Source organism: Methylobacterium sp. 391_Methyba4, assembly GCF_029691625.1.
In the GTDB taxonomy this organism is placed as follows: Bacteria; Pseudomonadota; Alphaproteobacteria; order Rhizobiales; family Beijerinckiaceae; genus Methylobacterium; species Methylobacterium fujisawaense.
Genome location: NZ_CP121475.1, coordinates 935,579 through 960,702 on the forward strand (window position 1 = coordinate 935,579; position 25,124 = coordinate 960,702).

At 70.4% G+C, this 25,124-nt stretch carries 22 protein-coding genes; 10 read left to right on the top strand and 12 right to left on the bottom strand.

Features of this window, described 5'->3' with window-relative positions; translation table 11 throughout:
• Positions 1 to 51: 51 nt before the first annotated feature.
• The 3 genes from chvE to P9K36_RS04485 all read right to left on the bottom strand — a co-directional run bounded on the left by chvE (position 52) and on the right by P9K36_RS04485 (position 2,736).
• Positions 52 to 1,113 (bottom strand): multiple monosaccharide ABC transporter substrate-binding protein, encoded by a 1,062-nt coding sequence (chvE, locus tag P9K36_RS04475; RefSeq protein ID WP_043760772.1) that lies wholly within the window; start codon positions 1,111 to 1,113, stop codon positions 52 to 54.
• Between the two features lie 531 nt (positions 1,114 to 1,644).
• The gene (locus tag P9K36_RS04480) at positions 1,645 to 1,869 is read right to left on the bottom strand and encodes a hypothetical protein (protein WP_043356509.1); all 225 of its coding nucleotides are present in this window, start codon (positions 1,867 to 1,869) and stop codon (positions 1,645 to 1,647) included.
• Positions 1,870 to 1,986: 117 nt separating this feature from the next.
• Positions 1,987 to 2,736 carry an SDR family oxidoreductase gene (locus P9K36_RS04485; protein ID WP_043356518.1) on the bottom strand — a complete coding sequence of 250 codons (750 nt, stop codon included), beginning with the start codon at positions 2,734 to 2,736 and terminating at the stop codon, positions 1,987 to 1,989.
• A gap of 217 nt (positions 2,737 to 2,953) precedes the next feature.
• Here P9K36_RS04485 and P9K36_RS04490 point away from each other — a divergent pair, with 217 nt between their 5' ends.
• From P9K36_RS04490 to mutS, 5 genes are all read left to right on the top strand, one after another.
• Positions 2,954 to 4,687 (top strand): patatin-like phospholipase family protein, encoded by a 1,734-nt coding sequence (locus tag P9K36_RS04490; RefSeq protein ID WP_111474221.1) that lies wholly within the window; start codon positions 2,954 to 2,956, stop codon positions 4,685 to 4,687.
• A 101-nt stretch (positions 4,688 to 4,788) separates the two neighbouring features.
• Complete coding sequence (locus P9K36_RS04495) at positions 4,789 to 4,992, top strand: hypothetical protein (RefSeq protein WP_043356522.1); 204 nt, start codon at positions 4,789 to 4,791, stop codon at positions 4,990 to 4,992.
• Between the two features lie 70 nt (positions 4,993 to 5,062).
• Positions 5,063 to 5,920, top strand: a complete 858-nt coding sequence (locus P9K36_RS04500; protein WP_111474220.1) for an alpha/beta hydrolase — start codon at positions 5,063 to 5,065, stop codon at positions 5,918 to 5,920.
• Positions 5,921 to 6,182: 262 nt separating this feature from the next.
• Positions 6,183 to 6,476 (top strand): hypothetical protein, encoded by a 294-nt coding sequence (locus P9K36_RS04505; RefSeq protein WP_043755719.1) that lies wholly within the window; start codon positions 6,183 to 6,185, stop codon positions 6,474 to 6,476.
• 130 nt (positions 6,477 to 6,606) lie between these two features.
• Positions 6,607 to 9,324: a DNA mismatch repair protein MutS gene (gene mutS / locus P9K36_RS04510; RefSeq protein ID WP_043356527.1), complete on the top strand. Its 2,718-nt coding sequence runs from the start codon at positions 6,607 to 6,609 to the stop codon at positions 9,322 to 9,324.
• A 37-nt stretch (positions 9,325 to 9,361) separates the two neighbouring features.
• On the opposite strand, the gene P9K36_RS04515 is transcribed toward mutS, so the two are convergent.
• On the bottom strand, positions 9,362 to 9,790 hold the full coding sequence (locus tag P9K36_RS04515; protein ID WP_043356529.1) for a response regulator: 429 nt from the start codon (positions 9,788 to 9,790) through the stop codon (positions 9,362 to 9,364).
• 57 nt (positions 9,791 to 9,847) lie between these two features.
• Positions 9,848 to 10,852 carry a histidine kinase dimerization/phosphoacceptor domain -containing protein gene (locus P9K36_RS04520; protein WP_236952973.1) on the bottom strand — a complete coding sequence of 335 codons (1,005 nt, stop codon included), beginning with the start codon at positions 10,850 to 10,852 and terminating at the stop codon, positions 9,848 to 9,850.
• Positions 10,853 to 11,128: 276 nt separating this feature from the next.
• On the opposite strand from P9K36_RS04520, the gene P9K36_RS04525 reads away from it, so the two are divergent.
• From P9K36_RS04525 to P9K36_RS04535, 3 genes are all read left to right on the top strand, one after another.
• Positions 11,129 to 12,517: an AmpG family muropeptide MFS transporter gene (locus P9K36_RS04525; protein WP_043383348.1), complete on the top strand. Its 1,389-nt coding sequence runs from the start codon at positions 11,129 to 11,131 to the stop codon at positions 12,515 to 12,517.
• A gap of 25 nt (positions 12,518 to 12,542) precedes the next feature.
• On the top strand, positions 12,543 to 13,481 hold the full coding sequence (locus P9K36_RS04530) for an EcsC family protein (protein WP_043356534.1): 939 nt from the start codon (positions 12,543 to 12,545) through the stop codon (positions 13,479 to 13,481).
• An 82-nt stretch (positions 13,482 to 13,563) separates the two neighbouring features.
• Complete coding sequence (locus P9K36_RS04535) at positions 13,564 to 14,223, top strand: MgtC/SapB family protein (RefSeq protein WP_083683302.1); 660 nt, start codon at positions 13,564 to 13,566, stop codon at positions 14,221 to 14,223.
• 93 nt (positions 14,224 to 14,316) lie between these two features.
• Here the strand turns inward: P9K36_RS04535 and ilvA are convergent, their stop codons facing one another.
• From ilvA to P9K36_RS04560, 5 genes are all read right to left on the bottom strand, one after another.
• Positions 14,317 to 15,846: a threonine ammonia-lyase, biosynthetic gene (ilvA, locus tag P9K36_RS04540; RefSeq protein ID WP_043383358.1), complete on the bottom strand. Its 1,530-nt coding sequence runs from the start codon at positions 15,844 to 15,846 to the stop codon at positions 14,317 to 14,319.
• Positions 15,847 to 15,933: 87 nt separating this feature from the next.
• Complete coding sequence (locus P9K36_RS04545) at positions 15,934 to 16,281, bottom strand: diacylglycerol kinase (RefSeq protein WP_043356538.1); 348 nt, start codon at positions 16,279 to 16,281, stop codon at positions 15,934 to 15,936.
• Positions 16,278 to 17,336 carry an AbrB family transcriptional regulator gene (locus tag P9K36_RS04550; RefSeq protein ID WP_043356540.1) on the bottom strand — a complete coding sequence of 353 codons (1,059 nt, stop codon included), beginning with the start codon at positions 17,334 to 17,336 and terminating at the stop codon, positions 16,278 to 16,280. Before P9K36_RS04550 ends, P9K36_RS04545 begins: the two co-directional genes overlap by 4 nt.
• Positions 17,337 to 17,446: 110 nt before the next feature.
• On the bottom strand, positions 17,447 to 18,937 hold the full coding sequence (locus tag P9K36_RS04555) for an argininosuccinate lyase (RefSeq protein ID WP_043755728.1): 1,491 nt from the start codon (positions 18,935 to 18,937) through the stop codon (positions 17,447 to 17,449).
• A gap of 93 nt (positions 18,938 to 19,030) precedes the next feature.
• On the bottom strand, positions 19,031 to 19,966 hold the full coding sequence (locus tag P9K36_RS04560; protein ID WP_043755729.1) for a LysR substrate-binding domain-containing protein: 936 nt from the start codon (positions 19,964 to 19,966) through the stop codon (positions 19,031 to 19,033).
• A gap of 133 nt (positions 19,967 to 20,099) precedes the next feature.
• Between P9K36_RS04560 and P9K36_RS04565 the strand changes: the two genes are divergently transcribed.
• Positions 20,100 to 21,689: a catalase gene (locus tag P9K36_RS04565; RefSeq protein ID WP_043356544.1), complete on the top strand. Its 1,590-nt coding sequence runs from the start codon at positions 20,100 to 20,102 to the stop codon at positions 21,687 to 21,689.
• An 85-nt stretch (positions 21,690 to 21,774) separates the two neighbouring features.
• The gene (locus P9K36_RS04570; protein WP_043755731.1) at positions 21,775 to 22,251 is read left to right on the top strand and encodes a cupin domain-containing protein; all 477 of its coding nucleotides are present in this window, start codon (positions 21,775 to 21,777) and stop codon (positions 22,249 to 22,251) included.
• On the opposite strand, the gene P9K36_RS04575 is transcribed toward P9K36_RS04570, so the two are convergent.
• Positions 22,203 to 23,447 carry an MFS transporter gene (locus P9K36_RS04575; protein ID WP_278306599.1) on the bottom strand — a complete coding sequence of 415 codons (1,245 nt, stop codon included), beginning with the start codon at positions 23,445 to 23,447 and terminating at the stop codon, positions 22,203 to 22,205. The genes P9K36_RS04570 and P9K36_RS04575 overlap by 49 nt on opposite strands.
• On the bottom strand, positions 23,444 to 25,099 hold the full coding sequence (gene lnt, locus P9K36_RS04580; protein WP_052083542.1) for an apolipoprotein N-acyltransferase: 1,656 nt from the start codon (positions 25,097 to 25,099) through the stop codon (positions 23,444 to 23,446). Before lnt ends, P9K36_RS04575 begins: the two co-directional genes overlap by 4 nt.
• Between the last annotated feature and the right edge of the window lie 25 nt (positions 25,100 to 25,124).

Sequence of the window (25,124 nt, forward strand, 5' to 3'; positions counted from 1 at the left end):
CGGCGCGAGGATGGGAATCGCCGGAGCCGGCGGGCTCCGGCCAGGCTTCGATCACTTGAGCTGGTCGAGGCTGTAGTAGCCCGTATCGACGAGGGCCGATTTCCAGTTGGCCTTGGTGACGATCACCGGCGTCAGCAGGTAGGACGGGACGATCTTCTTGCCGTTGTTGTAGGTCTTCACGTCGTTGACCTCGGGCTGCTGGACAGCCTCGATGGCGTCGATCATCGCCACCGTCACTTTCGCCAGATCCCGGGTGTCCTTGAAGATCGTGGCCGTCTGCTCGCCCGCGATGATCGACTTGACCGATTGCAGCTCGGCATCCTGGCCGCTGACCACCGGCAACGTCACACCGCCGGACCCGTAGCCCACGCTCTTGACCGAGGAGAGGATGGCCGTGGAGATGCCGTCATAGGGCGACAGCACGGCATCGAGATGCGCGGTGCCGTAATAGGCCGAGAGCAGGTTATCCATCCGGGCCTGGGCAGTCGCCGGATCCCACCGCAGGATCGAGACCTTGTCCATGCCGAACTGGCCCGAGCGGACCACGAGCTTCTTCGAATCCAGGTAGGGTTTCAGCACCGACAGGGCGCCGTCGTAGAAAAAGTATGCGTTATTGTCGTCGGGCGAACCGCCGAACAGCTCGATGTTGAAGGGCCCCTTGCCCTCCTTCAGTCCGAGGGCGTCGACAATCGACGTGGCCTGCTGAACGCCTACCTTATAGTTGTCGAAAGTCGCATAGTAATCAACGTTCGGCGTTCCCTTGATCAGCCGGTCATAGGCGATGACGGTGACGCCCCGTTCATGCGCCTTGGCCAGGACATCACTCAGGGTCGTGCCGTCGATGGAGGCGACCACCAAGATCTTTGCCCCCTTGGTGAGCATGTTCTCGATCTGGGCGAGCTGCGTCGGGATGTCGTCGTCCGCGTATTGCAGGTCGGGTTTGTAGCCTTTGGCCTTCAGCAATCGGACGATGTTGTTGCCGTCGTCGATCCAGCGCTGGGAGGATTTCGTCGGCATGGCGACACCGATGGGATCGCTGCCCGCGGCCTGTGCCGATGTCACGGCGAGCGCCCCCAGAAGCGCAGCACTCAGGATTGACGGTCCGGAGCGCAATTTCTTCTTGGCTATCCCGGAAATCCACTGCTTGACGATCATGATTTTCCCCCTTCTTATCATTATATTTATCCGATCAAATTGACGATCTCGCTTTGCCGAGATCGCGAAATACGAACTCAACGAACCGTTTTATTGTCACAAACGCCGATGCAACCGGACGTCCACTGCGATACAGCCGACATGTGGCGCGAGAAACGGCTGCACATATCTATTCGCCGGGCCCATTGAGACTTTTTAACTGGACATCGGGCTCTTCAAAAGGTCGCCTCCCGGAACCGCCGACGTCAGCGCGCGAGACGCGCGATCTCCTCTCCTATGGAATTGGCTGCATCCAACCCGTTTTTCGTGACCGATTTGTATGAGTTATGAATTGGGCCGTCAATCGGCCCGCCTGGCTTTGCGCGTCAAAAATACGTGGCTGTGCCGGGCGCGAGAGCCTTGCGCGGCAGGTCGAGTATCAGGGCGCTGACGGCCGCCTCTCGGCCGCGATCGGGCGACCATCGGACACGACGAGGTCGCCTGTCGGGGTCACCGCTTCGCTGTCGCCGTGCTGGGCGGCATCCCGATCGGACAGGAGAAGATTGCGACGACGTGATCGGCCCGGCCGGCTCGCCGGATCGATTCAGGGTTCGCCTTCATGCGCAACGCGCTGTGCGTGCTTCGCGCGATCAGCGACGTTCCGGCGGCCGCGATCGCGATCCGCCCCTGGAACGAGGCTCGACCATGGGGCCGCGGAGCGACCGGCGCGACCATGTCCGGTCGGTTCCGGGCGTAGCGCTGCAAACGCACCGCAGGAGGCGTACCTGGACAGCACCGGCATGACCGGGGCCGCCCATCGACGGCGGCCGACCGTCGCGAATCCGGGGCGGCTCAGCCGCGCCCGACGAACGGCATCTTGGTGGCCATGATCGTCATGAACTGCACGTTCGCCTCCAGCGGCAGGCTCGCCATCGAGAGCACCGCCTGACCCACATGGTCGGGATCCATCACCGCCTCGGCACGCAGGGAGCCGTCCGCCTGCGGGACACCGGCCTTCATCTTTCCGCCCATGGGCGTGTCGGCATTGCCGATGTCGATCTGTCCGCAGGCGATGTCATAGGCGCGCCCATCGAGGGAAGTCGCCTTGGTCAGCCCCGTCACGGCGTGCTTGGTCGCCGTGTAGGCGATGGAATTCGGCCGGGGCGCGTGCGCCGAGATCGAGCCGTTATTGATGATCCGCCCGCCCCGGGGATTCTGATCGCGCATGATCCGAAAGGCATGCTGCGTGCACAGGAACAGGGCGGTGAGGTTGGTATCGACCACCTGCCGCCAAGTCTCGAGCGGCAGATCCTCCAGCGGAACCGCCGGGGCGCCGATGCCGGCATTGTTGAACAGCAGGTCGAGGCGGCCGAATTCCGCCCGCGTGCGGGCGAACAGGGCGGCGATCGAGTCGGGATCGGTCACGTCGGTGGGCACCGCGAGAGCCCCGTCGCCGATCTGCGCCGCGACGTCGTCCAGGGGCTCCCGACGCCGCCCCGAAAGCACGACGCGCCATCCGGCGCCGGCGAGGGCCAGGGCGGCAGCCTTGCCGACCCCCGTCCCAGCCCCGGTCACGATCGCGATTCGCTCAGCCGTCGACATGCGTTCCTCCCGGTTCCGGCGTTGCTCCGCCTGTAGCGGATGGCCGGCGCGGCGCGAAGAGATCAGCGTTTCAGATGCGCGCCGCGGTCACGGTGCGGAGCGACGGGACGCCTGCTCTATGGTGGCGCGTCGCGCGCCGGACGGGGAGGGGGGACGGAACGATGGGGCTCAATGTGTCGCCAGGGCTGCGCCAGACGATCGCCGCGGCGGTGGCAGGGTGAGCGCCCCCGAGATCCCGTTCCTGGCCGGGCTCGACGCGGCGGCGGTCGCGGCCGTTCGGGCCCGCATGGTGCCGGTTGCGGTTCCGGGTGGCCGGATCCTGTTCGAGCAGGGCGAGACCGGAAACGCCCTCTACACGCTCGTCTCCGGCGTGGTCGGCGTCTCCACCCGCGACCACGCCGGGCGGCCGACCCGGATCGCGCGCCTGCGCCCGCCCGAAACCTTCGGCGAGATGGCCCTGCTGTCGGACGCTCCGCGGGCGGCCACCGTGGTGGCCCTGCGCGATTCGCATCTCCTGCGGCTCACCCGGGATGCCTTCGAGGCGGTCATCGCCGAGCATCCGCATACGCTCCTCTACTTCGCCCGGATGCTCGCCGACCGCCTGCGGGCGATCTACGACGGCCATTCGGTCCACCATGCGCCGCGAATCTTCACGATCCTGGCCGTGACGGAGGGGCCCGATCCGGCCCATGTTGCGCGGCAACTCGCCGGCGCCTTCGACGCCCTGCTGCCCGGCGCAACCGGCTGTCTCACCGACTGGCCGGAGGGGGCTGACGAGGCCTGGTTCCAGGCCTTCGAGGGCGGCCATGCGCGCACGATCTTCGCAGCGCACGACATCGACTGCCCCTGGTGCCGGCAGAGCCAGCGGCGCGGCGACCACGTCCTGCTCCTGGCCGAGCCCGGCGCGCCGCCGCGGCCCAGCGCGGCGGCCTATCTCGACCGGGTCCGCTCCGATTGGATCCGGATGGATCTCGTCGTCCGCCAGGATCCGGCGGCCCGGCGCCCGAAGCCCCTGCATCCGGAGGTCGCCGCCCTGCCTGCGGCGATGCGAATCCAGCTCCGAGACGGCAATCGGGGCGATCTGCATCGCCTCGCCCGGCTCGCCAGCGGCGCCGCACGGGGCCTCGTCCTCGGCGGGGGCGGAGCGCGCGGGCTGGCCCATCTCGGGGTGCTGAAGGCCCTCGACGAGGTCGCCTGCACGCCGGATTTCGTCGGCGGGACCAGCATGGGCGCGATCATCGCGGCGAGCCTCGCCATGGGCTGGAACGTCGCGGAGATCCAGGCGCAGATCGAGGCGTTCTTCGCCACCAGCAATCCGATCAACGACTACACGCTGCCGCTGCACGCCCTGACCCGCGGCGCCAAGGTCGATACCGGTCTCGCGGCGCGTTACGGGGGGGTGTGTATCGAGGATCTCTGGCTGCCGTTCTTCTGCGTCTCGTCGAACCTGACCACCGGCAGCACCATGGTGCATCGCTCGGGCGACCTGCCGAAAGCCCTGCGGGCCAGCATCGCGATTCCCGGCCTCCTGCCGCCGGTGCTCTGCGACGAGGGCGTCCTGGTCGATGGCGGCATGATGAACAACCTGCCGGCGGATGTCGCCGCCGGGCTGGAGCGCGGACCGGTTCTGGCCGTCGATGTCGGGACCGACCGGGCGTTCCAGGACATGCCGCAGCGCGGCTGGAGCGGCCGGCTCGTACGCAAGCTGATCGGCTCGCCGCTGGCGATGCCGGGTCTGGCACCGCTGCTGCTGCGCGCCGCCACCGTGTCGAGCGACGCCCAGAGCCTGATGGCGGCGGCGCACGCGACCGCCGTGCTCAAGCCCCAGCTCTCCGGCATCGATCTGCGCGCCTGGTCGCGCTTCCGCGAATCGGCGGAACTCGGCTACCGGGAAACCCGCGCCGGCCTTGCGACCGGGAGGCTCGCGCGCTGGCTGGACCCGGTGCGCTGAGATGTCCGCGTGCGGCGGCGCACGCGCGGGTCCCTCGGCCCTGTAACTCCGGGCATTCGGTGACGATGTCTCCTGCAGGATGTCCTTTGGAGATCAGAGCCATGCCCCACACTGCGACGCCTCCGACCGACACCGTGACCGGTTCCGAGCGGGACCGGACCGCTCCGGACGATCGCTCCGCACCGCACGCCCTCCTGCACGGGGCCGCCTTCGTCCTCCTGTGCCTCTGGACCCGGACTGCGCCGGAGCGCCTGCGCGACCAGCTCTCGCCTGAGGCGGAAACCTGCGGCGCGCTCGGCTTCTGAGCGGATCGGATCTGGACGCGGAGGCGTTTCCCGCCGCCGGCAAGGCGGGCAGGACGGAGCGCACGAGAACATGACCGTCGCGGGTGTGAGGTTGCGCCGGGTCGAGTTGCCGGAGGTGGGCCTGAACGTGGCCGAGGCGGGTCCCGAGACAGGACCGCCGACCATCCTGCTGCACGGTTTTCCCGAATTCTGGTTCGGCTGGCGCCATCAGATCGGGCCTCTCGCCGAGGCGGGTCTGCGGGTGATCGCGCCGGACCAGCGCGGCTACGGCCTCAGCGACAAGCCCGCGGGGATCGCCGCCTATCACCTGGATCGTCTGGCAGGCGACGTTCTGGCCCTGGCTGACGCCTATGGCGCTCCCACGGTCCGCCTGGTCGGACATGATTGGGGCGGCCTCGTCGCGTGGTGGGTGGCGAGCCGCCATCCCGAGCGGATCGACCGGCTGGCGATCCTCAACGCGCCGCATCCCGCCGTGGTCGGCACCTACATGCGGCACCATCCGGGCCAATGGCTGCGCAGCACCTATGTCGGCCTGTTCCAGATCCCGCACCTGCCCGAACGGCTGCTCACGGCCGATCGCTGCCGGGCCCTGCGCCGCGCGCTGACGACCACAAGCCGCCCCGGCGCCTTCGCGCAGGCCGACCTCGACCGCTACGTCGAGGCGTGGCTGCAGCCGGACGCGATGACCGGCATGCTGAACTGGTACCGGGCCCTGGTGCGACTTCCCCGGGAGCGGCCGCCCCGGGTCCGCGTCCCGGCGTTGATCCTCTGGGGGCGACGGGACACCGCGCTGCAATCCGGCTTGGCGGAAGCCAGTCTCGCTCTCTGCGACGCGGGGCGCATCCAATGGTACGCGCAGGCCAGTCACTGGCTGGCGCATGAGGAACCCGCTTCGGTCAGCGCCGACCTCCGCACCTTCCTGTGCTGAACCCCTGTGCTGAACCCGTGTTCTGAACCACCGAGCGAACACGGCTTCTCGCCCGCCGCCCGGGCTGAGGTGAGAGCCGAAATCAATGCACGGACGGGTATCGCCGATCCCGGCACCGTCCCGCCCGGAGACGCGACGGCTGCCGCATCGGTCCGCACGCCGTCCAAAGAACGGGTATTATTTTTAACGCCCTGATCCGGAACATTACGATCACTTGTTTCTTAGCTGGTGGCTCATAGAAGCTGATCGGAGCTACTCCACGATGTCTGTTCGTTCTTTTCTAACCGCGGGTGTGGTCTTCGGTGGCCTTCTGGCCGGAACCGTCGCGTCGCAGGCCGCGCCGGCGATGGCGCAGCCCGGTCTGGCGGGATCTGATATGGTCGAGACCGTTGCGATGCATCGGCATTACCGCATGCACCGCCATCACTCGGCCCGGCACCACCGCCGGATGCGGCGCATGAACACGATGCGCCACGGCGACCCGAACGCCCGCAATCCGTCGCGCCCCGGCTACCAGCAGCAGCTCGGCAACACCACGGGCGGCCCGCGCCACTGAGTTCCTAACGGCGCTCGGACCCGCGCTGCGTGCGTCGGATCCGGGCGCCATCCACCGGCGATACGCCTTCTCCCCAGCTGCGTCGGCTTGAGCGGCCTGATTCGCCGTCGACGCTCTGCTAAGAGGCGGCATGGCCCGAACCGCCGTCCGCCCCGCCGCCGATACGACGCCCACGCCCGGTCTGGACCCGGCCGGCGCCACGCCGATGATGGCGCAATACATCGAGATCAAGGCTGCGAATCCGGACTGTCTCCTGTTCTACAGGATGGGCGACTTCTACGAGCTGTTCTTCGAGGATGCGGAGATCGCGTCCCGGGCGCTCGGCATCGTCCTGACGAAGCGCGGCAAGCACGCGGGCAGCGAGATCCCGATGTGCGGCGTGCCGGTCGACCGGTCCGACGACTATCTGAATCGCCTCATCGCCCTCGGTCACCGGGTGGCGGTCTGTGAGCAGACCGAGGATCCGGCCGAGGCCAAGAAGCGTGGGCCGAAATCCGTGGTCCGCCGCGAGGTCGTGCGGCTCGTCACCCCCGGCACGATCACCGAGGATCGGCTCCTCGACCCGGCCCGGGCGAACCTGCTCCTGGCGATCGGCCGCCGGAAGACCGGTGAGGGTGCCGTCGCCTACGGCCTCGCCGCGGTGGACATCTCCACCGGCCGCTTCTCCTTGAGCGAGGTCGCGGGCGGCGACCTGTCCGGTGCCATTGCCCGGCACGACCCGCGGGAGATCGTCCTGTCGGAGGCGATCCACGCCGATCCGGCCCTCGCGCGGATCTGGCAGGAGAGCCGCGCCGCGATCGTGCCCCTGGCCCAGGCCGAGCTTGAGCCCGCGGCCGCCGAGCGGCGCCTGCGCGAGCAGTACGGGGTCTCGACCCTGGAGGGGTTCGGCCAATTCACCCGGGCCGAGATCGCGGCGGCCGGGGCCGCGCTGCTCTACATCGGCCGCACGCAGCTCGCCGCGCGACCACCGCTCACGGTTCCGACCCGCGAGGATGGCGGCGCGACCCTGGCGATCGATGCGGCGACGCGCGCCAATCTCGAACTCACCCGCACCCTGTCGGGCGAGCGGACGGGAAGCCTGCTCGCCACGATCGACCGGACCGTGACGGCAAATGGTGCCCGGCTGCTGGCCGAGCACTTGGCCGGCCCGCTCACCCATCTCGACGCCATTACCCGGCGGCACGCGGCGGTGGCCCATCTGGTCGAGGACGGCCGCCTGCGCGGCAGCCTGCGCGACGCCCTTGCGCGGGCCCCCGACCTCGCCCGGGCGCTGTCGCGAACCGGCCTCGGCCGTGCGGGACCGCGCGACCTCGCGGCCATCCGCGACGGCCTCGCCGTGGCGGCGGATCTCGGCGCCCGACTCGCTGCGATTCCCGACCTCCCGGAGGATCTCGCCCGGCTGGCCGAGCATTTGGCGGAGGCCAACCCGGACCTCATCGCCACCCTGGCGGCGGCGCTGGCCGACGATCTGCCGCTGAGCCGGCGCGACGGCGGCTTCGTGCGGGCGGGGTATCATCCGGAGATCGACGAGGCGCGGACCCTGGGTCAGGATTCCCGCAAGGTGATCGCCGCCTTGCAGGCACGCTACGCCGAGCAGACCGGCTGCCGCACCCTGCGGATCAAGCACAACAACCTCCTGGGCTTTTTCATCGAGGTTCCGCAATCCGTCGGCGAGGCCTGCCTGAAGGGTCTCCAGAGCGAGTTCGTCCACCGCCAGACCATGGTGGACGCCATGCGCTTCACCAGCGTCGAACTGGGCGAACTCGAGTCGAAGATCTCGGGCGCCTCCGACCGGGCGCTCGCCCTGGAAGCGGCCGTCTTCGACGACCTCGCGGCCCGCGTCTTGGCTCAGGCCGAGGCCATCGCCGAGGTGGCCGAGGCCCTCGCGGGTCTCGATGTGGCGGCGAGCCACGCCGAACTCGCCGTCGAACTCGACTGGCGCCGGCCCGTCGTCGATGAGTCCTTGAGCTTCGTCGTGGTCGGCGGGCGCCATCCGGTGGTCGAGGCGGCTCTGCGCCGGGCGGGCGAGCCGTTCATCGCCAATGATTGCGACCTGTCGGGCGATACCCGCGGCCGGATCCGCCTGATCACCGGCCCGAACATGGGCGGCAAATCGACCTTCCTGCGCCAGAACGCGCTGATCGCCGTGCTCGCCCAGATGGGCGCCTTCGTGCCGGCTGCGGAGGCGCGCATCGGCCGGGTCGACCGGCTGTTCTCCCGGGTCGGCGCCGCGGACGACCTCGCCCGTGGCCAGTCGACGTTCATGGTCGAGATGGTCGAGACCGCCGCGATCCTGAATCAGGCGACCCGGCGCTCCCTGGTGATCCTGGACGAGATCGGCCGCGGCACCGCGACCTTCGACGGCCTGTCGATCGCCTGGGCGTGCCTGGAGCATCTCCACGAGGTGAATGCCTGTCGGGCGCTCTTCGCGACGCATTTCCACGAGTTGACCGCCCTCGGTGACCGGCTGGCGCGGCTGGACAATGCGACCCTGAAGGTGGCCGAGCATCGGGACGGCGTCGTGTTTCTGCACGAGGTCGTGCCCGGCGTCGCCGAGCGCAGCTACGGCCTGCAGGTGGCGCGGCTCGCAGGTCTGCCGGGCAGCGTCGTGACCCGGGCCGGGGCGATCCTCAAGAGTCTCGAGAAGGCCGAGATGGGCCGCCCCGCGCGCGCGCGGATCGACGACCTGCCGCTCTTTGCCGCCCTGGCGCCACCACCGCCGCCGGAGCCGCCGCAGGAGGACCCGCTGGGCGCGCTCCTCGACGCCATCGACCCCGACGCCCTGACGCCGCGGGAAGCGCTGGATGCGCTCTACCGGTTGAAGCGCGAGCGAGCGACGCGAAGCTGAGACGGCGAAGCCCCGTAGCGACGCGCCTCGACGCGCGTCAGACGGGCGCGGGCGAGAACCCGTCCGGACAGGCCGGCCCGTGGCGACCGGCCCGGCGATCGGCCACGTAGTCGAGGGTGCTGGCCACGACGCGCTCGGAATAGGGTTTCGCGATCACGCCGATCGCCCCGGCGAAATCCGCCGGAATGCGCTTGGCGTTGGCGGTCATGAACACCACCGTGGTGCGTCGGTCGGCCGAGAGCGCCCTGGCGACGTCGATTCCGGTCGGACCGTCGACGAGGTGGATGTCCACGAGCGCAACGTCGGGCGCGGTGGAGCGGCCCATGGCGATCGCCTCGGTGGCGTTGCCGGCGACACCGACCGTGACATGCCCGAGATCGTCCAGCAGGCATTCCAGCTCGAGGGCGATCAGGGCCTCGTCCTCCACCACGAGGATGCGGAGCGCGGCGGCGTTCCCGGTCCCCATGCGTTCATCGTCCTCCGGCCCCGTGGCCGCCGAGCTTGAAGCCTGCACGTCGATTTCTCAAGCCGGCTGCTGGAGCGGGATATCGATGTCGACGGTCGTGCCCGGACCGGCATCCGCCCAGGCGATGGTCCCGCGCATCTGCCGGACCACCATCTCCACCAGATTTCGCCCGAAGCCGGCCGGATTCGGAGCCGCCGCGGCGACACCGACGCCGTCGTCGCGAATCGTCATATGCATCCCTCTCTCGGTGCGGCGGGCGACGATCGACACGCGTCCCTCCCGCTCGCCCGGGAAGGCGTGGCGCAGGGCGTTTGCCGTGAGTTCGTGGATCATCAGGGCCAGGGGCGCCGCCATCGCGGCAGCTACGGCGATCGACTCGACGTCGGCCTCGACCCGGCGCCGCTCCGGATCCAGGCCGGCATTCATGTCGGCCAGGAACTCGGCCGCGAAGTCGCCGAGGTTGAAATGCGTGCAGTCGCCCTCGGAATACAGCATCCGATGGGCTGTCGAGAGCGCGCCGATCCGCTCGGCCATGCCTTGGAGCGCGTCCCGCGCCTCGCCCTCGGGCGTTCGCCGGGCCTTCAGCAGCATCAGCGAGGAAATCACCTGAAGATTGTTCTTAACCCGGTGATCAACCTCGTGCAGCAGGGCCGTCTTCTGCTCAAGGGCGGTGGTCAGATCCTGGGTCCGCGCGTTGACGAGGCGCTCCAGCTCGTCGTTGGTGCCGCGCATCGACACTTCCATCTGGTGGACATAGGTCATGTCCGCCTGGGCGGCATAGAAGAAGGCGAGACCCTCGGCGTCGTTCACCGGCGTGATGGTCATCGCGTTCCAGAAGGTCGTCCCGTCCTTCCGGTAGTTGAGCAGCTCGACGGAGATCGGCTCCGCGGCCTGTACGGCCGAGCGGATCCGCTCGACCGTGAAACGGTCGGTGGCCGGACCCTGCAGCATCCGGCAGTTGCGCCCGACGATCTCGTCAGCGGTGTAGCCTGTCACCTGCAGGAATGCGTCGTTCGCCCAGGCGATCGGGTTGTCCGGAGCGCGGGCATCGGTGATCACCATGGGCGACGGGCTGCGCGCGAACGCGTCGACGAGCGTCGCCAACGGCGGAGCGGACTCGGATCGGAGACTCAACGCATCATTCCACGACTGGGCGGCGTGCCCGTTCGTCCGGCGGCGCCTCCAACACGCCGCGATCCGTGGGACGTGGACACCGCGTTAAGCAAGCTTCTACCAAGATTGAGGCGCAACACATCACGATCCAGCGAAAACCGGTGCGGCGTAAGGCTGCCACGATTTCGCGAGATCAAGGCCACGAAGGCTCAGGAGTTCCATGCCATGGCGAACCAGCCACAGGCGATGCGTCGCTTCCGGCTCCGCGACATCGTCGAGGACCGGCGGATCGTGCTCATGCTGGCTCTCGGATTCTCCTCGGGCCTGCCGCTGCTCCTGGTCCTCGGCACCTTCACGCTCCGCCTCGCCTTCTCGGACATCGACGTGCGGGCGATCGGCCTGTTCAGCTACGTGGCGCTGCCTTACTCGCTGAAGTTCCTCTGGGCGCCCGCGATCGACAGGCTGAACGTTCCGGTGCTGAGTGCCCGCCTCGGGCGCCGCCGGGCCTGGATGGTGACCACGCAGGCCGCGGTCGCCCTGTGCCTGACCCTGATGGCCTTCTCGGATCCGAAGACCAACCTCGCGCTCCTGGGACTCGGGGCCTTCCTGGTGGCCTTCTGCGCGGCGAGCCAGGATGTGGTGATCGACGGCTGGCGCATCGACGCCGCCGGCAGCGACTTCCAGGGTATCCTGGCGGCGACCTCGAACCTCGGTTACCGCCTCGGCCTGATCACCGCCGGCGCGGGCGCGCTGTTCATCGCCTCGGCGGGGGGCTGGACGCTGGCCTACCTGATCATGGCGGCGCTCATGCTGGTCGGGATGATCGCCGCCCTGCTGGCCCCGGCCTTCGACAGGCCTCGCACGGTTCAGGCGGAGACGCCCGGCCGCTCCCGGTTCTGGTCGATGCGCCGCGCCGTGCTGGAGCCGCTCACCGAGCTGCACGGCCGGTTCGGCGGCGCGCTCTGGGGCATCCTCCTGCTGGTGGCCTTGTTCCGGCTCCCCGATTTCCTGTCCGGCGTGATGGCGAGCCCGCTCTACCGGACGCTGGGCTTCGACCTGAAGGAGATCGCCACCGTCACCAAGCTCTACGGCATCTGGGTCGGCATCGCGGGCGGGTTCGCGGGCGGATGGGCCCTGGCCCGGCTCGGCCTGTTCCCCACGCTGCTGCTGGGCGCCTTCCTGGCCGCGTCCTCGCACCTCGCCTTCGCGTGGCTGGCGGCCGGCGCGCCCGAGATCTGGCGCCTGACGGTCGCCATCTCAATCGAGAATTTCTGCGGCTCCTTCGCCGGCATCGTGCTCATCGCCTACATGTCGAGCCTCACCAGCCCGGCCTACGCGGCGACGCAGTACGCGCTGTTCTCCTCGCTCTACGCGCTGCCGGGCAAGCTGATCGCGGGCTCGTCGGGTTTCGTGGTCGCGGCGATCGGCTATCCGGCCTTCTTCGTCATGACCTCCCTCGTGGGTATCCCGGTCCTGGTGCTCTGCGTCGCGGTCGGGCGCAGGACCGGGCAGGCGGAGGCCGCGGCGGCACCGGCGCGGGATGCGCAGGAGGCGGGGAACCGCATCCCGGGGCCCGAGCTTCCTACCACGGCGCGCGCGCCAGGGGCGGCGTGAGCACGACAGATCCAGGGATTCACGGATGAGCACGAGCGACCTCACCTTAGCCGGCGAGACGCTGCCGGCGGCGACTCCAGAAAAGACGCTGAGCGACGCGGACCTCGCCGCCCTGCGCCGCGCCGTGCAGGTGCTGGAGCGTCCGAGCCTCGCGGGGCGGCTCTCCGCGGCGGCCGGCGCGCCCCTCGACATCATCGGCCGATCGCTGCCGGCTCCGGTCACCGAAGCCGTCAGCCGCAGCACCGAGGCGGCCATGCGGGGGGCGCTGCGCGTCGCCCTGGCGACGCTGCCGCGCCGGGAACTCGTTCCGGCCGAAGGGGAGGGCCTCGGTTCCGTCGCCGCCAAGGCCGAGAGCCGGTTCGCGCAGCTCCTCGGCTCGGGCGACGCCAAGCACAAGGCGATGGCGGCACTGTCCGGCGCGGTCGGAGGCGCGTTCGGCCTCGCGACGCTGGCCGTCGAGCTTCCGGTCTCGACCACGCTGATGCTGCGCTCCATCGCCGAGATCGCCCGGGAGGAGGGCGAGGATCTCGAGACCCCCGAGGGGGCGCTCGCCTGCGTCCAGGTCTTCGCCCTCGGCGGCCGGGCCACGGCCGAGACCGAGGCGGGCGCGGCGCTCACCGAGAGCGGCTACTTCGCCGTCCGCGCGGCCCTGGCCAAGACGCTGTCGGAGGCGGCCCGCTATGCCGGCAGCAAAACGCTCCTCGACCAGTCGGCCCCGGCGCTGATCCGCTTCACCGCACAGATCGCCGCGCGCTTCGGTCTGGTCGTGTCCCAGAAGGTCGCCGCGCAGGCGGTGCCGATCCTCGGCGCCTTCGGCGGGGCGGCGGTCAACACGGCCTTCATGAACCATTTCCAGTCGACCGCCCGCGCGCATTTCACGGTGCGGCGCCTGGAGCGGTCCTACGGGGCCGCCACGGTGCGGGCCGCTTACGAAGTCGAGAAGGCGGCCCTCGGGATCGCTTGATCCGCCCACGGCAAAGCCGCAAGGATCCGCGCCATCCGCACGGGGCGGAGAAACGGAGGCGGCTCTGATCGGCAACGGCGAGATGGTGGCCCGGCTGGCGTTGGCGGCCCTGTTCGGCAGCGTGATTGGCCTGGAGCGCGAGCGCCTGCTCTGGGCCGCAGGCCTGCGGACCCACATGCTGGTCTGCGTCGGCTCCTGCCTGATCATGCTGGTCTCGGCCTTCGGATTCGCCGACGTGCTGGGCACCGCCCACGTGGTGCTCGACCCCTCCCGGATCGCCGCGCAGGTGGTCTCCGGCATCGGCTTCCTCGGAGCGGGGACGATCCTGTTGCGCGGCGAGGTGGTGAAGGGTCTCACCACGGCGGCCAGTCTCTGGGGCGTGGCGGCGATCGGGCTGGCGATCGGCAGCGGCCTCTACGTGCCGGCCCTGGCCGCGACGGCACTCATCGTCGGCATCCTGGCGGGTGTGAAGCCCTTCGAGCAGCGCTGGCGCGACCGGATGCGCGCCCAGACCCTTCGGCTGACCGCCCGAAAAGGCGCGATGTCGATCGACACCGTGCAGGCGGCGACGGGCGAGCGGGCCTCACGGGTCCGGACCTTCACGGTCCATCCGGGTCCTGATGCGGACCACGAGGAAGTGACGATCACGTTCGTGCGTCTGTCCCGGACGAGCTTCGAGGCCATCGCGGCAAAGCTTCGGGCGATGCCCGATGTCGCGTCGGTGGAGGTGGCCGAAGAATGACCGCGCCCGACGCTGCCCCTCGATCATGAGAACAGCGACGTGACTTGAAGGCGCGCGACGAGAGCCCCCAGGGACAGCCTGGGCTGAGGGGGCTCAGGCCGCCCCGGCGCCCTCGCCGTCAAGGAACAGGCGGTAGGCCGGGTTCTCGGTCTCGTCGGTGGCCGGGTAACCGAGGGCGTCGATGGCGGCGTCGAACCGGGCGCGCTCGGGCGGCGGCACCGCGATCCCGGCGAGCACCCGGCCGTAATCGGCGCCGTGGTTGCGGTAGTGGAACAGCGTGATGTCGAAATCCGGCCCGAGGGCGTCGAGGAACTTCATCAGCGCACCGGGCCGCTCCGGGAACTGGAAGCGGAACAGCCGCTCGTGCGCGACCCCGACGGCACGGCCGCCGACCATGTAGCGGACATGGACCTTGGCCATCTCGTTGTCGCTCATGTCGAGGACGCGATAGCCGGCCTCGCGCAGCGAAGCGATCAGCGCCTGCTTCTCGCGCTTGCCGCCGCTGACGTTGATGCCGACGAAGATCTGCGCCTCCGAGCCCGGCGCATGGCGGTAGTTGAATTCCGTGATCGCCCGCGGTCCGAGGGCGTTGATGAAGGCGCGGTAGGCGCCGGGGCGCTCGGGGATCGTCACGCCGATCAGGACCTCGCGCTGCTCGCCGATCTCGGCGCGCTCGGCGATGTGGCGCAGGCGGTCGAAATTCAGGTTCGCCCCCGAGGAGATGGCGATCAGCGTGCCGTCACCGCCCTCGCGCTCGGCATACAGCTTGGCGCCGGCGAGGCTCAGCGCCCCGGAGGGTTCCGACACCGCGCGGGTGTCGTCGAAGATGTCCTTGATCGCCGCGCACATGGCGTCGGTATCGACGGTGATGACCTCGTCGAGATGCGCGCGGCAGAGCCGGAAGGTCTCCTCGCCGGCCTGACGCACGGCGACGCCGTCGGCGAACAGGCCGACACTGGGCAGGCTGACCCGCGTGTCGGCCGCCAGTGCCGCGGCCATGCAGGCGGCGTCCTCCGGCTCGACACCGATCACCTTGGTGCCCGGCCGCAGATACTTCACGAAGGTGGCGACGCCGGCAGCGAGCCCGCCGCCGCCCACCGGCACGAAGATCGCCTCGATCGCGCCGGTATGCTGCTCCAGGATCTCCTTGCCGATGGTGCCCTGGCCGGCGATCACGTCGGGATCGTCGAAGGGGTGCAGGAAGGTCAGGCCCTGCTCGGCCTCGAGGGTCTTGGCCTGTGCGAGCGCCTCGTCGAAGGCGTCGCCGTGCAGAACGACCTCGGCCCCCCGGGCCCGGCAGGCATCGACCTTGATCGACGGGGTGGTGCGCGGCATCACGATCACGGCGCGCGCCCCGAGCTTGGCGGCGGCCAGCGCCACGCCCTGCGCGTGGTTGCCCGCCGAGGCGCAGACGACGCCGCGGGCGATCTGGTCCGGACTGAGGCCGGACATCTTGTTGTAGGCGCCGCGCAGCTTGAACGAGAAGACCGGCTGGAGATCCTCGCGCTTCAGCAGGACCGGCCGCCCGAGCCGCTGCGTCAGCCGGGGCATCGGGTCGAGTGGGCTCTCGATCGCCACGTCGTAGACGCGGGCGGTGAGGATCTTGCGGATGTAGTCCGTCACGGTGTGGAGTCTCGGCCGATGCGCGGGGCTGTGCCGGCCAGATAGACCCTCCGGCCCGCGGATGCGAGCGCGCCCACGCGCGGCAGGTCAGCCCAGCCGCTCGACCAGCGCCGCCACCCACACGAGCAGCGCCGCCATCTGGGCCATGAAGGTGCCGGCGGAGGCGAGGTCCTTCACCGTACCGATCATCGGGTGATGCCCCGGATGGACGTGGTCGCAGAGCTTCTCGACGGCGGTGTTGAGGAATTCGGCGGCCAGCATCAGCAGCAGGCTGACCATCAGGGCGACCCGCACCCAGAGTGTCGCGCCGAGGAACAGGGCGACCGGCACGCCGAGAGCCAGGAGCAGGAGTTCCTGCCGCACGGCCCGCTCGGTGCGCGCGCCGTGGCGCAGGCCGCGCCAGGAATTCAGAAAGGCGAGAACCAGGGCGTTCATCGGATGGCGGTCTCCGGCACGGACCGGCTGATCCACTTGGCGAGCAGCGGACCGGTGAGCAGCACTACGAACAGGCGCAGGGTCTGGACCGCCAGCACGAAGGAGACGTCCGCCTTCGAGCCGACGGCGATGATCGCCACCGAATCGAGGCCGCCGGGACTCGTGGCGAGGACTGCGGTGAGCAGGTCGATGGGCAGCAGCAGCGTCAGCCCCCAGCCCCAGGCCGCGCAGAGGGCGATGACCGAGAAGGTCGCCGCCAGGATGCCGGGCAGGGCGGTGAATGTCAGGCGCAGCGTCTCCCGGGTGAAGCGCAGGCCGACATAGATGCCGATGCAGGCATAGGCGAGTTCGAGGAGGGGCACCGGCAGCGCCATGCGCACGAGCCCGGTGGCGTGGAGGAGGCTGCCGAGCACCATCGGGCCGATCTGCGCGCCGGCCGGCACCCGCAGGGCGAGCGCCGCGCCCGCGCCCACGATGGCGACGGCCAGCGTCGCGAAGACGGAGAGTGGCCCGGTCACCTCGGCGACGCCAGCCGAGGCCCCGGGAACCGGCGTCTCCATCAGGAAGCGGGCGGCCAGCGAGGCCGAGAACACCACGGCCGCGACGCGCACGTATTGCATGAAGGCCACGAGGCGGGGATCGGCACCGAAATCCTCGGCCATGGCGACCATGGCGGAGGCGCCGCCGGGGGACGATCCCCAAGCCGCGGTGGTCCCGGGCAGCACGCGCAGGCGGGTCAGGATCCAGCCGACCAAGCCGCTGACCGCGACGGTGACCAGCACGACCGCGACGATGAGCGGCCCGTCCTCCACCAGGGTCTGGGCGATCTGCCCGGTGACCGCATGCGCCACGAGGCAGCCGATCGCCGCCTGGGAGGCCTGGAAGGCGGCCCGGGGCACGCGGAGGCGCGAACCGCCGACCCCGAACGCGATGGCCGCGATCATCGGCCCGAGCAGCAACGCGGCCGGGAACTGCGCCTGCATCAGGCCGTATGAGACGGCCGCGGACGCGGCGGCGAGGGCGGCCCAGAGGCCGAGGATGCGGAGAGGGAGCAAGGCGACCGATCGGGAGAGGCCCGCTTCAGACGGCAGGCGTCAGGCGCGCGCTATAGCGCAATATTGGCCCTGTCACGGCAGAGTTTCGACACGGCCGCCCCGCGCAATCGTCAGGGCTCGTGGGTCAGGGCGGCGAAGGCGGTGTCGAGGCGTGCCCGGGCGTCGGCCAGGCCCTTGCGGCGGTCATCGCGCCATGCCCGATCGGCCTCAAGCCGCTCCCGGGCGCGGGCCAGCATGCGCCGGACCTCCGCGGGCTGCGGGCCGCCGAGGCCCGCAGCCGCGTCGATCATGCCCCGGGCCGACAAGGCCGCCCGGAAGCGCGCCTCGTCGAGGGGCAGGTCCGGCTTCAGGCCCGTCCCGGCGGCGGCCTCGGCGTAGATCCGCCGCACCTCCGCGAACGGGAGATCGGCGGGTCGCAGATCGTGGCTGCGGCCGTAGCTCACCAGCTCGGAGGCGAAGTGGTGGCCGAGCCGGAACGGCACGTCCGCCTCGCGCTGAAGCGTGTCGGCGAGTTCTGTGGTGGTCGAATAGTCGGCGGCGACCTCCTCGGCGGCCCGCGCCCGGTCCACGACCAGCCCGTCGAGGACGCGGGTCCAGCGCCGGCACAGCTCGGCGGCCTCGGCGAGCGTCCGGCCCGGCGGCTCGGCCTGGTTGCGCTTGTAGTCCGGCATCCCGGAATCGACGTTGTGCGCCATGATGACGAAGGCCTGCGCGGCCCCGACCACGTCGCTCGCCTTCATGCGCAGGCCGTAGAGGGCGACGGGATTGCGCTTCTGCGGCATGATGCTGCTCGGCCCGGTCAGCGCCCCCTCCCGCAGCAGGATCCACGGCCGGGTCTGGTGATACTGGGCGTAGAGGTCCTGCGCGAAGCTGCCGGCCGTGGTGGCGAGTGTCGCGGAAAGCCCGGTCAATTCCAGGCCCATATCCATCGGCGCGAGCTGGCCGGCATCGTAGCTGTTCTCCACGGGCGCATCGAATCCGAGCAGCTCGGCCAGGCGCTTGCGGTCCACCGGGAAGCTCGACGTCCCGAGGGCGGCCGCGCCCAGGGGTGACAGGTTGAGCCGCGCCCAGGCCTCGCGGAGGCGCTGCGCATCGCGGGCAAGGACGGCCGCGTAGCCGAGATAGAGGTGGCCGAGCGTCGTTGGCTGGGCCTGCACGCCGTTTGTATAGGCCGGGACGATCGTGTTGGCCTCGCGGTCGGCCACGGCCAGCAAGGCCCCCCGGGTCTCGTCCAGGGCTTGGGCGAGGGCGAGGAGGCGGTCGCGCTGCTCAAGCTTCAGCACCGTCGGGATGATGTCCTGGCGGCTGCGCCCCGAATGCATCCGGGTGGCCTCCGGGCCGGCAATGGCGGTGATCAGCGGCTCGATCCGGAGATAGTCGTCCGGCCGTTCCGCGCCGGGCTTGGCGGCGTCGGCGGCGACCTGATCGAGCGCGCGGGCGATGGTCGCGGCCAGGGGGCGCGGGACGATACCGGTCTCGGCGGTCATCACCAGGGAGGCCCGGTTGATCTGATCGATCCGGGCGAAGCTGTCCGTCGGCGCGGCGTGGGCGCCGAGGGGGGCGAGCAGCGCCAGAATTGCCCCGATCATCCTGCGCCGCATCGGCCCGTTCCTCATGCCCTGATCAGTCCTGATAGACGCGCCAAGCGCGACCGTCTTCATCACCGCGGGGCCAGGTGCCCGCGACACCGCCGCTCACGCCACCGCGTCGTCGCCCCGGCAGGCCGCGGTTCCGGGCGGCGCGTGCGCCCGGAAGAAGGCGGCGAGGTTCGCCAGTCCCGCGGCGCGGGGATCGCTCGCCCGCCAGACCAGCGCGATGGTCCGGCCGGGACCGTCGACATCGAAGGCCCGGGTGACCGTCAGGCCGCTGGGATCGGGGCTGGCGGGAACCGCGAGGGCCGGAAGCAGCGTGTAGCCGGCGCCGGCGGCCACCATCGAGCGAAGCGTCTCCAGGCTGGTGGCATGGCGGCCGACCGACGAGCCGGCGCCGCAGGCCGCGATCGTCTGGTCGCGCAGACAGTTGCCCTCATCGAGCAGCAGCAGGTCCGGCCCTGCGATCTCGGTCGCCGAGAGCGCGCCGCCCCGGGCCAGGGCGTGCTCGGCCGGGCAGGCGAGCCAGAACGGCTCGACGAACAGCGGCGAGACCGCGAGACCGTTGGAGGGCAGCGGAAGCGAGACCAGGGCCGCGTCGATGCGGCCGTCGCGCAGGCCCTCGACGATGTCGGCGGTCCGCGATTCCGACAGAGAGAGCGTCAGCAGCGGGTACTGCTCGCGCAGCGGTCGCAGCACCAGCGGGAAGAAATAGGGACCGAGCGTCTGGATCGCCGCCAGGATGAGGCGCCCGGTGAGCGGCGAGCCGCGGCCCTCCCTGGCGAGCGCCAGAAGCCGCTGCGCCTCCGCCAGGACGACGCGTGCCTGCCGGATGATGGCTTGGCCCGCCTCGGTCAGCAGGATCCGCCGGTTCGACCGCTCGAACAAAGTCAGGCCGAGCGCGGTTTCCAGCTTGCGGATCTGCACGCTCAGCGTCGGCTGGCTGACATTGCAGCGTTCGGCGGCCCGGCCGAAATGCCCCTCGTCGGCCACCGCGACGACATATTCGAGATCCCGGAGGGAGAGGCCAGCCAGATTCATAGGCTGTATCTATCAGAACCTTTGTGACGATGCATTTGCCTCGGGGTCATGCCGGGGTCATAACCTTTTTCCAGAACGGTTCCAGGCTGGCCTCGGCCTCCGAGAGCCTTCGCTGAACGGAGAGACGATACGCATGAGCGATCAACGCCCGATCCTGACCACCCGCCAGGGCCATCCGGTCCGGGACAACCAGAGCACCCGGACGGTCGGTGAGCGCGGCCCGGCGACGCTCGAGAACTACCAGTTCATCGAGAAGATCACGCACTTCGACCGCGAGCGTATCCCCGAGCGCGTCGTCCACGCCCGCGGCGCCGGTGCCCACGGCTGGTTCGAGGCCTACGGTAAGATCGGCGACGAGCCGGCCTCCAAATACACCCGCGCCCGCGTGCTCACCGAGACCGGCGTGAAGACGCCGATGTTCGTGCGCTTCTCCACCGTCGCCGGAGCCAAGGAGAGCCCGGAGACCGAGCGCGACCCGCGCGGCTTCGCGGTGAAGTTCAAGACCGTCGACGGCAACTGGGACCTCGTGGGCAACAACCTCAAGGTCTTCTTCATCCGCGACGCGATCAAGTTCCCCGACATGATCCACGCGTTCAAGCCGGATCCGGTGACGAACCGCCAAGAGGCGTGGCGCTTCTTCGACTTCGTGGCCCAGCACCCCGAGTCGATCCACATGGTGACGCACCTGAAGTCGCCCTGGGGCATCCCGGCCAATTACCGCGAGATGGAAGGCTCGGGCGTCAACACCTACAAGCTGGTCAACGACCAGGGCGAGGCGGTGCTCTGCAAGTTCCACTGGATCCCCAAGCAGGGCGTCCGGAACCTGACCTCGCAGCAGGCCTCCGAGATCCAGGCCAAGGATGTCGGCCACGCGACCCGCGACCTGTACGACAACATCAAGGCCGGCAACTTCCCCGAGTGGGAATTCGCCGTGCAGATCATGCCGGACGGCCCGAACGACCACCTGTCGTTCGACCCGCTGGACGACACGAAGCTGTGGCCGGTGGACCAGTTCCCGCTGCTGCCCTGCGGCCGGATGGTGCTCGACCGCGTGCCGGACAACTTCTTCGCTGAGGTCGAGCAGTCGGCCTTCGGCACCGGCGTCCTCGTCGACGGCGTCGACTTCTCGGACGACAAGATGCTGCAGGGCCGGACGCTGTCCTACTCCGACACGCAGCGCTACCGAGTCGGGGCCAACTACCTCCAGTTGCCGATCAACGCGCCGCAGCCCGGCGTGAAGGTCTACTCGAACCAGCGCGACGGCCAGATGGCCTACACAGTGGACGGGACGGGCCCGAACAAGCACATCAACTACGAGCCCTCGACCCTGGCCGAAGGCCTGCGCGAGGCGCCGAAGCCCGCCAAGGACTATCACCAGCCGGTCCAGGGCAATCTCGGCCGCTACCAGACCTCGCGCACCGAGGACGACTACACGCAGGCCGGCGTGCGCTACCGCTCCTTCGCGGATTGGGAGCGCGACGACCTGATCGCCAACCTCGTCGCCGACATGAAGCAGTGCCCGGAGCCGATCCAGCTGCGGATGGTCTGGCACTTCTGGCACGCCGACGAGGATTACGGCCGCCGCGTCGCCGAGGGCGCCGGGATCGACCTGGAGAAGGCCAAGGCGCTTCCGCCGCTGCCGGGGCGTGCTGCTCCCGGCAAGCGCCTGCAGTCCGAGACCTACACGGACGGGTCGCAGGCCCACCGGGTCGCCGCGGAGTAAGCGTCGCGGATCCGCCGCCCATCGAAGCCCCGCGCGGTCATCCGGCCGCGCGGGGTTCTTGTTTGAACCTCCGGCGGGGACGGCGATGGCGAGTGTCGTGCACCGAGGGCTTGGCCCGAACGCCGTCATCGGCGGCATGCGGATCTTCTATCTGGCGCGCAGCGACGAGACGGCCGACGACATGGGTGTCTATCGGGTCGAGATGGATCCACGGACGCCGGGAGCCGGGCTGCACCGCCACGCCCGGTTGACCGAGACCTTCTCGGTCGAGGCGGCCCGGCTCGCCCTTCATGTCGACGGCGCGGATCACGACCTCGGGCCGGGCGACTTCGCGCTGATCCCGCCCGGCATTGCCCACGCCTTCGCCAATCGCAGCGACCGGCCGGTGCGCTTCACGCTGAGCTTCGCGCCGGCGCTGGGCCGCGAAGGCTTCTTCGAGGGGCTGGCCCGGCTGGCCGCGGCGGGGCGTCTCTCGGATCGAGCGGCAATGGCCGAACTGATGGCGCGCTACGATCAGGAACCGCTGGCCGGTTTCGCGGCCTGGAGCGAGGTCAGCGGCTGAGCCGCAATGTTCCGCGCCGGGGGTTCGCCCGCGCAGACCTTGCGGTCGCGGCCGGCGGCTTGACCGATCAGGATCGCCGCGACGGCGATGGCGACGAACAGGGCACCCGGCACGCCCCAGCCGCCCGTGGCCTCATGGGCCAGGCCGAAGACCAGCGGCCCCAGGCAGGCGCCCGTATAGCCGATGCCCTGCGCCATGGCCGAGAGTCCTGCGGCGCTCGCCGCGTCGGCGGCGCGCAGGACGATCAGGGTGAGACCCAGGCCGAAGCAGCCCCCGATCCCGAAGCCAAGGGCGCCGGCAGCGGGAATGCGCAACGATTCCGCGCCGAAGGCGAGGACCAGGAACGCCACGACGGTGAGGCCCGGGATGGCGACGATCCAGGCCCGCTGATCGCGGGCGCGGGCGGCCAGCATGGCGGTCAGGAGCGCGCCGGGCGCCTGAACCAGGGTTGTCAGCGAGGCGTAAAGCCCTGCATCCAGCGGCGTGAGACCACGGCCCTGCAGCAGCAGCGGCAGCCATCCGAACAGGATGTAGGCGAGCGACGATTGCAGGCCCATGAAGCCCGTCACCCACCACGCCAGCGGGTCGCGGAGCAACCGCCCGGCGGAGGGCGCGGCGGTCGAGGTCGTCCGGCGGGCGAAGGGGATCCACACGAAGGCGGCGGCGAGCGCCGGCAGGGACCAGATCGCCAGGGCGGAAGGCCAGCCGCCCCCGAGGGCGTGCTCCACCGGCACCGCCGCCCCGGCGCCCGCGGCCGCGCCGAGGCACAGGGTCATCGTGTAGAGGCCGGTCATCAGGCCGCCGCTGGCAGCGAAAGAACGCTTCACCAGGGCCGGCAGCAGGACGTTGTCGAGGCCGATCCCGATCGCGGCCAGCGCCGTTCCGGCGAAGAGCGGCACGAGACCGCCCAGGCCGCGAAGCGCCAAGCCGGCGACCAGGATCGTCGAGCCCGCGAGCACGGCGAGGTCGGGCCCGATCCGGCGGATCAAAGGCGCAGCCAGCGCACAGGCGATGCCCAGGCACAGGACCGGCAGCGTGGTGAGGATGGCGGCGCCCCCGGCACCGAGGCCCGTCCCGTCCCGGATCGTCGCCAGCAGGGGGCCGACCGTGCTGAGCGCCGGACGCAGGTTGAACGCCACCAGCATCAGCGCGAGACCGAGCAGGAACCGGTTCGCGGTGGCGCGCTCCGCGCTCACGGCCGCCGCCGCGCGACCACGGCACCGCCGAGGCAGGCGGCGAGCATCAGCGCGAAGGCGGCATCGCCGAATCGACCGTAGAGCGTGCCGCCGACGATGCGGGCGGGCAGATCTGCGTCGAGCCACGTCTCCTCGTCCAGCCGGGTGCGGGCGACGATGCGGCCATGCGGATCGATCACGGCGGAAATCCCGGTGTTGGCATCCCGCACGAGGGGCATTCCCTCCTCGACGGCGCGCAGGCGCGCCTGGGCGAGGTGCTGGCGCGGACCGGGCGTGTCGCCGAACCACGCGTCGTTGGTGACGTTCAGGATCAGCCCCGGCGGCTGCGGCGACGGCGCGGCACGCCCGGCCGGTAGGATCGCGCCCGGGAAGATCGCTTCGTAGCAGATGGTCGCCGCCACCGGCGGCAGACCCGGAACCGTCAGGATCCGCTGCCCGGCGAGCGTCCCGGCCGAGAACCCGCCGGGTATCGCCACGAACTGGCGCAACCCCACGGCCCGCAGGGCGGCGTCGAGGGGCGCCGGAAGGTACTCACCGAAGGGGACGAGGTGGACCTTGTCGTAGCTGTCGGAGATCTTGCCGTCGGACCCGATCACCATGACGGCGTTGAAGTAGCGCAGGCGCTCGCCCGGCAGCGGCTCCTCGGCGCGGGCCGCGCCGGTGATCAGCTCCTGCCCAGGCTTCAGCCCCGCCGCGACCTTGGCCAGGGCGTCGGGATCGCGCTGGATGAGGAACGGGAAGGCGGATTCCGGCCAGACGATGTGGGTCGGCTCCGGCGCTCCGGCCTCCGTCGGACGCTGGCTCAGCTCGATGTAGCGGTCGACGATGTCGGTCCGGTTCTCCGGCCTGAACTTGGCATCCTGAGGCAGGTTGGGCTGGACGAGTCGCAACCGGACACCGGCCACCACCGGATCGGGCGGGCCGAGACGCTCGGCCCCGTAAAGCGCCAGGCCGGCGAGCAGGATGGCGGCCACGGCGCTCGGCCCGAACCGGCCGCGGAGCCCCCCGCCGTTGGCGAGGGTCGCGGGTGCGGCGCAGACGAGCACGGCCAGGATGCACAGGCCGTAGAGCCCGATCACGGCAGCCCATTGCATCAGCCAGAGATTCTGGGCCAGCGCCATCCCGAGGGTGTTCCAGGGAAAGCCCGTGAACACGTGGCCGCGCAGCCAGTCGGCGGCGCCGAGCCCGAAGGCGAGGGCGGCGATCCGCGCCGCGCCCCGGCTCCACAGCAGGCCCGCGGCGCCGAACCCGGCGCCGTAGAACAGGCCGAGGGCGAAGGGCAGACCGACAACGCCCAAGGGCAGGGCCCAGAGGAACTCGTCGGCCTCCACCAGGAAGGCCTGGCCCAGCCACCAGAGTCCGGCGGTGAGGTAGCCGAAGCCCCAGGCCCATCCGACCAGAAAGCAGGGCCAGAACCGCCGGAGGGTGGTCCGCCCGGAGGCGGCCCCGTCCTGCAGCCAGACCGCGACCGTCAGGGACAGGGCAAGGGCCGGCAGGATCCCGTAGGGCGGCATGGCCAGCGCGCCGAGCGCGCCCGCGAACCACGCCAGCCCAAGGCGGCGCCAGCCGGTCAGATGCGTGATCGCCAGCACAGCGCCCGGCACATGCGCGCGCTCCGGATCGGGCAGGGGATCCCGCATCGGCCCGCGCATGGATGCACCGGCCGCTGCGGGCGAC

Excerpts from the sequence above, each read along its gene's own strand:
- P9K36_RS04555 (WP_043755728.1), bottom strand. The coding sequence starts at position 18,937 with ATGCGGCGCAGGATGATCGGGGCAATTCTGGCGCTGCTCGCCCCCCTC.
- P9K36_RS04560 (WP_043755729.1), bottom strand. The coding sequence starts at position 19,966 with ATGAATCTGGCTGGCCTCTCCCTCCGGGATCTCGAATATGTCGTCGCG.
- P9K36_RS04520 (WP_236952973.1), bottom strand. The coding sequence starts at position 10,852 with ATGGTGATCACCGATGCCCGCGCTCCGGACAACCCGATCGCCTGGGCG.
- P9K36_RS04525 (WP_043383348.1), top strand. The coding sequence starts at position 11,129 with ATGGCGAACCAGCCACAGGCGATGCGTCGCTTCCGGCTCCGCGACATC.
- mutS (WP_043356527.1), top strand. The coding sequence starts at position 6,607 with ATGGCCCGAACCGCCGTCCGCCCCGCCGCCGATACGACGCCCACGCCC.
- P9K36_RS04480 (WP_043356509.1), bottom strand. The coding sequence starts at position 1,869 with ATGGTCGCGCCGGTCGCTCCGCGGCCCCATGGTCGAGCCTCGTTCCAG.
- lnt (WP_052083542.1), bottom strand. The coding sequence starts at position 25,099 with ATGCGCGGGCCGATGCGGGATCCCCTGCCCGATCCGGAGCGCGCGCAT.
- P9K36_RS04565 (WP_043356544.1), top strand. The coding sequence starts at position 20,100 with ATGAGCGATCAACGCCCGATCCTGACCACCCGCCAGGGCCATCCGGTC.
- P9K36_RS04500 (WP_111474220.1), top strand. The coding sequence starts at position 5,063 with ATGACCGTCGCGGGTGTGAGGTTGCGCCGGGTCGAGTTGCCGGAGGTG.
- P9K36_RS04515 (WP_043356529.1), bottom strand. The coding sequence starts at position 9,790 with ATGGGGACCGGGAACGCCGCCGCGCTCCGCATCCTCGTGGTGGAGGAC.
- P9K36_RS04570 (WP_043755731.1), top strand. The coding sequence starts at position 21,775 with ATGGCGAGTGTCGTGCACCGAGGGCTTGGCCCGAACGCCGTCATCGGC.
- P9K36_RS04545 (WP_043356538.1), bottom strand. The coding sequence starts at position 16,281 with ATGAACGCCCTGGTTCTCGCCTTTCTGAATTCCTGGCGCGGCCTGCGC.
- P9K36_RS04505 (WP_043755719.1), top strand. The coding sequence starts at position 6,183 with ATGTCTGTTCGTTCTTTTCTAACCGCGGGTGTGGTCTTCGGTGGCCTT.
- P9K36_RS04485 (WP_043356518.1), bottom strand. The coding sequence starts at position 2,736 with ATGTCGACGGCTGAGCGAATCGCGATCGTGACCGGGGCTGGGACGGGG.
- P9K36_RS04530 (WP_043356534.1), top strand. The coding sequence starts at position 12,543 with ATGAGCACGAGCGACCTCACCTTAGCCGGCGAGACGCTGCCGGCGGCG.
- P9K36_RS04535 (WP_083683302.1), top strand. The coding sequence starts at position 13,564 with ATGGTGGCCCGGCTGGCGTTGGCGGCCCTGTTCGGCAGCGTGATTGGC.
- P9K36_RS04495 (WP_043356522.1), top strand. The coding sequence starts at position 4,789 with ATGCCCCACACTGCGACGCCTCCGACCGACACCGTGACCGGTTCCGAG.